This is a genomic window from Novosphingobium sp., from assembly GCF_031417815.1.
Taxonomy (GTDB): domain Bacteria; phylum Pseudomonadota; class Alphaproteobacteria; order Sphingomonadales; family Sphingomonadaceae; genus Novosphingobium.
The window spans coordinates 1-1,771 of record NZ_JANOWI010000002.1; the positions used below are offsets into that span (position 1 = coordinate 1).

Consider the following 1,771-nt stretch of genomic DNA (forward strand, 5'->3'; position numbering starts at 1 on the left):
GTCGATGATGCCGCGCTGATGGACGAGGCAATGGCGCTGGCCACCCGCCTGTCAGAAGGGCCGACCGTGTCCTATTCCACCATGAAGTCCAACATCCAGACCGCGCTTGATGGCACACTGCCGCAAGTGTTTCTGGCCGAAGCGGAAGGCCAGCGCGTCGCTGGGGCCAGCGCCGATGCGATGGAAGGCGGCCTGTCATTCCTGCAAAAGCGCAAGCCTGCGTTCAAGGGCCAATAATGCTGTTCTTCAACAGTCCGAACCCCGCGCCCAACCCGCGCCGGGTCCGTATCTTTGCGGCGGAGAAGGGGATCGCGCTCGATACGCGCGATCTCTCGATCCCGGCGCGAGAGCACAAGTCGGACGAGTTCGTCGCGCTCAATCCGCGCGGGCAGACTCCGGCCTTGCAGCTGGATGATGGCACCGTGATCGCCGAAAGCGTCGCGATCTGCCGCTATCTGGAAGCCTTGCAGCCAGAGCCGCCGCTGTTCGGGCGTGATGCCAAGGAACAGGCGCTGGTCGAGATGTGGAACCGCCGCGTGGAAATGATCCTGATGCCGCCGATTGGCGCGGTCTGGGTCCACACACACAAATTTACCGAACGCCTGCCGGGCCGCAATCTGGAGTGGGGCGAGGCGAACCGGCCCAAGATCGGCGAAGCGATGGCGTTCTTTGATGCCGCCTTGGAAGGCCGCGAGTTCCTCGCCGCCGATCACTACACCGTGGCCGACATCCTGCTGCTCTGCACGCTCGACTTCGCCAGGTTTATCGGCGCGGCGATGCCCGAAGACCTTCCCAACCTGCGCGCCTGGCACGCCCGCGTTTCCGCCCGGCCCAGCACCGCGGCCTGAATGGTGCTGATATGACCAAACCGACGCTACCCGATTGGCAGGCCGCCGCGACCAAAGAGGTCAAGGGCCGTGACCTGACCTGGCACACGCCAGAGGGGTTCGCGATCAAGCCGCTCTATACGGCGGAGGATGCGCCTGATCCGGGCTTGCCGGGATTTGCTCCGTTCACCCGCGGCGTGCGTGCCAGCATGTATGCCGGGCGGCCTTGGACAATCCGGCAATACGCCGGGTTCTCGACAGCGGAGGAGAGCAACGCGTTCTACCGCCGCAACCTCGCCGCCGGGCAAAAGGGTCTGTCGGTTGCCTTCGATCTGGCCACGCACCGGGGCTATGACAGCGATCACCCGCGCGTTGTTGGCGATGTTGGCAAGGCTGGCGTCGCCATCGACAGCGTTGAGGATATGAAGATCCTGTTCGACGGAATCCCGCTCGATCAGATGAGCGTCAGCATGACCATGAACGGTGCGGTGATCCCGATCCTGGCGTTCTTCATCGTCGCGGGCGAGGAGCAGGGCGTCAGCCGCGCACAGCTCGACGGGACCATCCAGAACGACATCCTGAAGGAGTTCATGGTCCGCAACACCTACATCTATCCGCCCGAACCATCGATGCGGATTATCTCAGACATCATCGCCTATACCAGCGCCAACATGCCGAAATTCAACAGCATTTCGATCTCGGGCTATCACATGCACGAGGCCGGGGCGACCGCGGTGCAGGAGCTGGCCTTCACCATCGCCGATGGCAAGGAATATGCCGTCCGCGCGATGGAAGCGGGGCTGGATATCGATGCCTTCGCCGGACGGCTCAGCTTCTTCTTCGGGATCGGCATGAACTTCTTCATGGAAGTCGCCAAGCTGCGTGCCGCGCGCACCCTGTGGCACCGGGTGATGGACGGGCTGGGGGCCAAGGACGAACGCAGC

At 63.5% G+C, this 1,771-nt stretch carries 3 protein-coding genes; all 3 read left to right on the top strand.

Annotated features, from left to right (window positions below):
- Positions 1-237: enoyl-CoA hydratase-related protein (locus tag RMN99_RS01020; RefSeq protein ID WP_309621426.1), on the top strand; the 237-nt coding region annotated here is incomplete at its 5' end.
- Positions 237-848: a glutathione S-transferase family protein gene (locus RMN99_RS01025; RefSeq protein WP_309621427.1), complete on the top strand. Its 612-nt coding sequence runs from the start codon at positions 237-239 to the stop codon at positions 846-848. The genes RMN99_RS01020 and RMN99_RS01025, both read left to right, overlap by 1 nt.
- Before the next feature lie 11 nt (positions 849-859).
- Positions 860-1,771, top strand: a 912-nt coding sequence (locus RMN99_RS01030) for a methylmalonyl-CoA mutase family protein (protein ID WP_309621428.1), incomplete at its 3' end; no start/stop codon positions are given.

Bases quoted from the DNA above. Each gene is read 5' to 3' on its own strand.
- RMN99_RS01025 (WP_309621427.1), top strand. From the start codon at position 237: ATGCTGTTCTTCAACAGTCCGAACCCCGCGCCCAACCCGCGCCGGGTC.